General features: G+C 59.9%; 5 protein-coding genes. 1 reads left to right on the top strand and 4 read right to left on the bottom strand.

Translation table 11 applies throughout. From position 1 onward, the window contains the following. Positions 1–103: 103 nt before the first annotated feature. The 3 genes from JNL55_RS16530 to JNL55_RS16520 all read right to left on the bottom strand — a co-directional run bounded on the left by JNL55_RS16530 (position 104) and on the right by JNL55_RS16520 (position 4,784). The gene (locus JNL55_RS16530; protein ID WP_293855765.1) at positions 104–841 is read right to left on the bottom strand and encodes a hypothetical protein; all 738 of its coding nucleotides are present in this window, start codon (positions 839–841) and stop codon (positions 104–106) included. Positions 842–944: 103 nt separating this feature from the next. Beyond that, positions 945–3,758, bottom strand: coding sequence for a TonB-dependent receptor plug domain-containing protein (locus JNL55_RS16525; protein ID WP_293855762.1), 2,814 nt, complete (start codon positions 3,756–3,758; stop codon positions 945–947). Between the two features lie 66 nt (positions 3,759–3,824). Continuing rightward, positions 3,825–4,784, bottom strand: a complete 960-nt coding sequence (locus tag JNL55_RS16520) for a DUF1302 family protein (RefSeq protein WP_322111037.1) — start codon at positions 4,782–4,784, stop codon at positions 3,825–3,827. Between JNL55_RS16520 and JNL55_RS16515 the strand changes: the two genes are divergently transcribed. Beyond that, positions 4,749–4,907: a hypothetical protein gene (locus JNL55_RS16515; RefSeq protein ID WP_293855756.1), complete on the top strand. Its 159-nt coding sequence runs from the start codon at positions 4,749–4,751 to the stop codon at positions 4,905–4,907. The genes JNL55_RS16520 and JNL55_RS16515 overlap by 36 nt on opposite strands. A 217-nt stretch (positions 4,908–5,124) precedes the next feature. Here the strand turns inward: JNL55_RS16515 and JNL55_RS16510 are convergent. Further along, on the bottom strand, positions 5,125–6,099 hold a 975-nt coding region (locus tag JNL55_RS16510; RefSeq protein WP_293855753.1), incomplete at its 5' end, for an outer membrane lipoprotein-sorting protein.

Here is a 6,099-nt window from a genome sequence, read left to right as displayed (position 1 = left end):
AGCTCGGTGAGATCTGCGCCCAGCTCCACGGCGACGGTGTGAGGGCGGCATGAAAAAAGGCGCCGCCGCGTCGATAGCGGCGGCGCCCTTCGGATCGTCTGCATCAGGCTCGTTGTAGCTCCCGCACTTCAATTCCAGGCTGCAGCGAGCGCCGGTCCAACTCAGCGACTGCGAAGCTCAACAACTCGTTAGTCCACGCCTCGAAGTAGCCGAACACTCGTTGCACCAAGCTCAAGCAACGTGCGCGCTGCGTGTCGTCGAGCGGAATCTCAGCCAACACGCGATGCTCATCGCTGCCCATGGCATGACCGGTCTCCAGGTTGAAGTGGAAGTCGCCCAGGTAACGCAGCGTGACACCCTGCTCTGCCTCGATCACCCTCGCCAACTTGGCCGTGAGATCGAACAGCACATTGCCGGTCTCTTCGATGGCTTCGATGATGACCAATCGCTCCACCGGCGTGGCGCCGTAGATGAGATGTGCCAGCTGCGTCATCAACATTCGATTCACTTGCAGCTGATCGCTGAACAAGAAATGCAGTGCTTGGGTAGGCGTCGTCGGCCGGTCGTAGCCGAGTGCCGTGAAGTCTTCCAGATACCAGGGCCAGTGGTGATCGTCCTCATAGGTGTGTGCGTTCACCAGTTCCTGGAAGCGGTCGCTGGCAGGCTCGTCCCGCAGAACGTATTTGTTTAGATCGCCGAACGCCATGATGAATGGCGCCATGCAGGGATAGAACGCCAACCGATCCGCCGCCGGCAAGGAATCGTCGCGCATGAAATCGAACAACGGCAGCTGCGCGTAACGCCGCTTGGCCTCGAAAATAGTCTTCATCACCGATCGCATCGTCAATTCTCCACAGTTACGGAACAAGAATTCTCAGCACCCGCCCGCCGCCCATTTTTTGTTCAGCACTCGCGTATGCGAGTGCCTGTTGTTACGGGCTGATTCAGAAGCGCGCTCGCAATGAGCTGTAGTAGAACCGCCCCAGCATGTCGTACGTCGCCGGGTCGGTGTTCTGGTCGATGGGAATGTCGAACGGCTTCGGCTCTTCATCCGTCAGGTTCCTCACGCCCACACTCAGCTCGAGCTTGTCGTCGATACTCCAGCGCGCGCTCAGGTCGTGATACAGCGTGCTACCGACGCCTTGGTACCAGATCGGATCGCCGAACTCTTTGATGTTTCCTTGGTTGTCCATGGCATCGATGAACTCCAAGCCATAGCTCAGATCCACCGGCCCCACCCGATAGCCCAACCGCAGGTTGGCCTTGTAGTCAGGAAACGCGCCCGAGTAGTTGTAAGCCCCGATGGTGCCGCGATACTCGATGTCATCGAGCGACCAACTCCCCAGCCAGGACACCAATAACGACACGTCGAGCTTGTCGGCGAACGCGCCGCCGGCAAACGGTAGCGGCACGGCGTACTTCACATTGACGTCGACACCATGCGTTTGCAGCTCAGACAAATTGGCAATCGGCACCACCGCCTTCAAATCACCAATCGCATCTCGATACACCAGCGCTCGATTCAGCTGCGAGCTAAAACAAGCCTCACTCTCGATATCCAAGCTCGCGAAACATTCGAGCACGACGCCGGCGGTACCGCCCGCGAGGCTGGCCACATAGTCAGAGACCTTGATGTCGTAATAATCGACCGACAACTGCAGGCCCGGCACCGACGCCGGCGTGAACGCCAACCCTGCGGTGTAGGTATCGGATGTCTCTTCGTACAAGTCTTCGTTGCCGAAGAACAGCGCCTCGATCTGGCTGTTGGACTGGATGTACGAATCCGCATCGATGCCCCACACGTCTTGGCAGAACGCGACGACCTCAGCAGTCACTTCCTGAGAGCGACCATTCGCCAGCGTCGTCGCACACGGATCGTTCACCGTCGGGAAGCCCTTGTCGCCCGCCTGGAACAACTCGAACACGCTCGGTGCTCGCACCGATCTCTGATACATGCCTCGGACATGCAACGAGTCGATGGGCGCCCAATCCAAGCCCGCCTTGTACGAAGTTACTTCGCCGATCGTTGAGTAGTCCGAATAGCGCACGCCAAGCTCGAGGCTCAACGAATCCACCGCCGGCAGATCTTTCAGCAGCGGCACCAGGGCTTCGACAAAGATCTCGCTGACATCGAACTTGCCCGCCACCGGTTGCGCGGCGTTAAAGCCCATGATGTCACCGGTCTTCTTGGCGATGTCCGGCCGGAACGATGAACTGTCTTCCCGATACTCGAAGCCGATGGCGAGACCGAGCGGACCGGCCGGCAACGTCGCGATGCTACCGTTCATGGTCAAGCTGGCGGTGCTACGTTCGAACAGCGTCGAGTCGGTGAAGTCCAGCCGAATGAAGTTCGCCATGGCCGGCGTAATCGTGCCGACGCCGAATGCGTTCACCGGAATGCAATCGGTCACGAAGCGTGCGTACTCCTCCGGGCAGCCGGAAACGCCGGCAGCAAATCTCGAACGCGACACGTCGTTGTAAGTGATGCTGGTGAAGTCAGTGCGACCGTATTGGTAGTACGCATCGAATGCCCAGTCCCGCAGCGGCAGGTCGCCACGCACACCCACTGCAATCTGCTGCAGCTTCGATTCGTTCTCTTGCAGACGCGCGCCGAGCTCAACCATGCGTCGAGTGATGAACGCCGGCGCGTTGGGATCGGGCCGGGCTGCCAACATCGCTCGTGCCTGCGCCGAGAGCAGCGGACTATTGGCATCGAACGCAACGCTGACCGCAGGTGTCGGTGCCAGCTGCGCGGCATTGCGACTGTCCACATACAGCAAGTCGATGTAGCCCTGCAGACTGTCGCTCAGATCAATGTGGCCGAGCGCGCCGAGATTGATGCGCTCGGCCGGCGTCAGCAGATAATTGACTGGTGCGAAGTTGTAGCGGTCGCCCTGCCCGTCGGCGCTGGTTGCAGGCAGCGCGTTGTTCCAGGCACGCACGCCACCGTTGTTCGATAGATTGAATGCGTACTCGCGTGAGGTGCTCGTGCCACCGAGGAAGACGCCGACGGTCGGATTTGGATTGCGCGCGACATTGGGTAATCGCGCGTTGCCGGTCGCCGAACCGCCCGCTGCGTTGACTCGTGTGTACTCACGTTCTGCCTGCAGAACGGCATCGCGCTCATACCAACTTGCGTACGCCGTCAGGTTGCCGCGCCCGTCGGCGAAGTTGCCACCCATCAACACATCCACTTGATGTTCGGTGCCGTCGCCTTTCGCGGACTGACCGAACTGGTAGGCGGTGTCGAAGCCTTCGAAATCTTCTTTGAGGATGAAGTTGACCACGCCCGCCAATGCGTCGGAGCCGTACACGGCCGAGGCGCCACCGGTAACGACTTCGATGCGCTCGATGAGTCGGGTTGGGACGTTGTTCAGATCGGTGACGCCGAGTTGAGTCGAAGGCGTCAGTCGTCGCCCGTTGACTAGGACTAGCGTGCGTGGCGTGCCTATGCCGCGCAGATCGACGGTCGACGTGCCGTTCGATGGATTGTTCGAACTGGCCGTGACCCCGGGAACAACTTGTGGCAAACGATTGAGCACTTCCTCGATGCTCAGCTCGCCGGTGCGCTGAATCGCGTCAGACGAGACAGTCGTGACTGGGCTGATGGCTTCGAAGTCACGGATCCGAACGCGCGATCCGGTGACGATGATTTCTTGAATGGATGGATCTTGTGCGTGGGCGATGCTCGGCGGCAGCGCTGCTATGAACGTCGTCGCCAGGACCGAACGGACTGCGTGGCGGATCAAAATGCTCATTCCCCTCTCCAGCGTGACTAGCTATCTGGTCAGACGCGGACGGCGGGAAATAGCGGACAAGCGTGATCAGTGGTCGCGGGCCCAACTCCATTGCGCTTCGAGGCCGATGCGCGAGGCGTCGCGGAACTCGCCAAACAAGCCGTCGCGGTCGCCGTAGAAACGTTCTAGCGATAGTGACAGTGAGAATGCATCGGAGACTTGCCAGGACATTCGAGCCTGAATGCCTCCGTCGTCGCGGTCGAGACTGCGCAACGCCAGCATTCGGAGCTTGAGGGATTCGTTGCGGAAGGAGCGCTGAACTAGAAGTGTGGCTTGGCGTTCGTTACTGCTTCTGGTCATTGCTGGCGCTGGATCGCGGAGCTGCGAATGGAAATATTGGACGGAGATCAATGTGTCGGCGAGCGCGACATTATCGACGCCGATGACGAAGGCGAATTCGTCGGAGGAGAACACGCGATCTGGGTCGGTGACGGATCTGGTGATGAACCAGCGGTCAGTGGAGTAGCCGAGTTCGCCACGCACTGTCGTGCTGCCGAATGCGTTGGAGAAGGAGGCGCCGAAGAGTTGGCTTCGTTCGTATCTTGGTGCCAGCGTTGCGCCGGTTGACGATAGTTCGATGAATGGAACGGGATCGTCGTAGTAGTGATGGAGATAGTTGAGGGTGAGATCCCAACCGCCGATCAGGGCTGACACTCGTGCGCCCAGGTCGCTGCTGTTTCGCAGGCCGCTGGGCCTCGCGGCTTCTCGAACAGGAATTGGCGTTGAGCCGCGCGGAACGAGCAGCGGCGTCGTGACAGCAAATGCAGCGTTGCCCAGAGGGATCTCGTCGTAGGTGGGATCGGGGATGTACAGAAGCTGCAATGTCGCCGGCCCCAGCGGAGCCTCGGCCCTCAGCATCCAGAGCGGGATTCTTCGATCCTGCGCGTCCGGCCAGACGAACTCGCGAAATGAAAATGGATTGACGACGTCGAGCACACGCAAGCCATCGGCTTGTCCCCAGACGACTTGCTGCTTGCCAATTCGCAGGAAGGCGTCGCCTATGTGACCGTCAGCGTAGAGCTCACGCAGCTCGAGATCGGCAGTGTCGCCGAGCAGCCAGCGTCGATTGAAATCGCTGCGCTCGTGTTGTGTCGGACGGCCGGGTTCTAGGCGATCCTCGCTGTCAGCTCGCAAACGGAGCTTGCCCGACCACGACCAGTTGGCAGTGATCGCCGCCCCAGCTTCGAGACCCACCGTGGCCTCAGCCGTCTGCAAGTCGCCCGTATGTTCCTCCGCCGCCGACCTTAAGCGAACGTTCGCCGATGTCTGCAAGTCAGCAGCGTCAGCCGCACCGGTCAGTAGCACCAGCAACACGAGCGCCAACATCTTACGGCCCTCTTTCCATCTGCTGCTGCGTAAACAGCCCATCCGGCAATTCCACATTGAAGCGGGCCGAGTCGAACCGAATCCGCGTCCGATGGCCGGTCTTGTGATTGATCGCCTCCACCTGCCGCGCCATCCAAACACCATCGACATTGGCGACATCGAGGTTGTCCACCGTCTTCAATCGCGCCCCACTTCGATCCCAATACTCGATCCGCCGCGCCATCTGCACATGCGGATCTACCCACCAGCGCGCGCGGCCGTAGCCGAGCTCGCGAGCCACCTGATCACTGCTCGCATCCGCATCGACGATCACGCAAGCGACACCATCCAAATCCGCAGTCGACAGCCCAACGAATCGCCAATCCTCGAGCGTCACCCGATTGTCATTACGAATCTCGTCATAAGTCAGATCTGTGCCAAGAATGTAATCTCCGCGATCCGCCGCCGGTACACGTCGAACCTTGCGCAAGGCCGGCAGATACAACCATTGATCGCTTTGCTTGGACTCATCGGCATAGTCGTAAACCAAGAACGACGTGCCCCGAATATTGGCGGGCGCCTGATAGAACACCGCCATCCGCCGCCCCTCATCGAAGTTCTTGCGAACCGCACGGGCGATCTGCAAACGAACTCCACCGTTCTTATCGATCAGTTCTATGTGCGCGACCCGGTCGGCGCTCTGCCCTTCCGCTCTGCCCGCTACCGTCCGCATGATCTGCTCACCCGAGGAAGCACTCTCGGCACGAACTTCATCTACAAGCAAAAGACCAACCGCCAAAACAACCATCATCAAAGGCGCCACACTCGACACAGCCGACTTAGGAACCCTCTCAGCAGCTCGGCGCGCCGCGCGATCCCCCAAGATCTTTAGAAGCGCCGGCAACACAGTGAGCGCGCCGACAAACGCGCCAACAATAGCGATCGCCACCAGCACACCAAACATCCGAACCGGTGGAGCCGCCGATAAAGTGATGAT

Origin of the sequence: Steroidobacter sp. (genome assembly GCF_016790065.1) — a bacterium.
Classification (GTDB): Bacteria; Pseudomonadota; Gammaproteobacteria; order Steroidobacterales; family Steroidobacteraceae; genus Steroidobacter.
This window is presented reverse-complemented; position numbering and strand designations above follow the sequence as displayed.

What these genes read in the sequence shown, in the direction of transcription:
- JNL55_RS16530 (WP_293855765.1), bottom strand. Translation starts at nt 841, where the DNA reads ATGCGATCGGTGATGAAGACTATTTTCGAGGCCAAGCGGCGTTACGCG.
- JNL55_RS16525 (WP_293855762.1), bottom strand. Translation starts at nt 3,758, where the DNA reads ATGAGCATTTTGATCCGCCACGCAGTCCGTTCGGTCCTGGCGACGACG.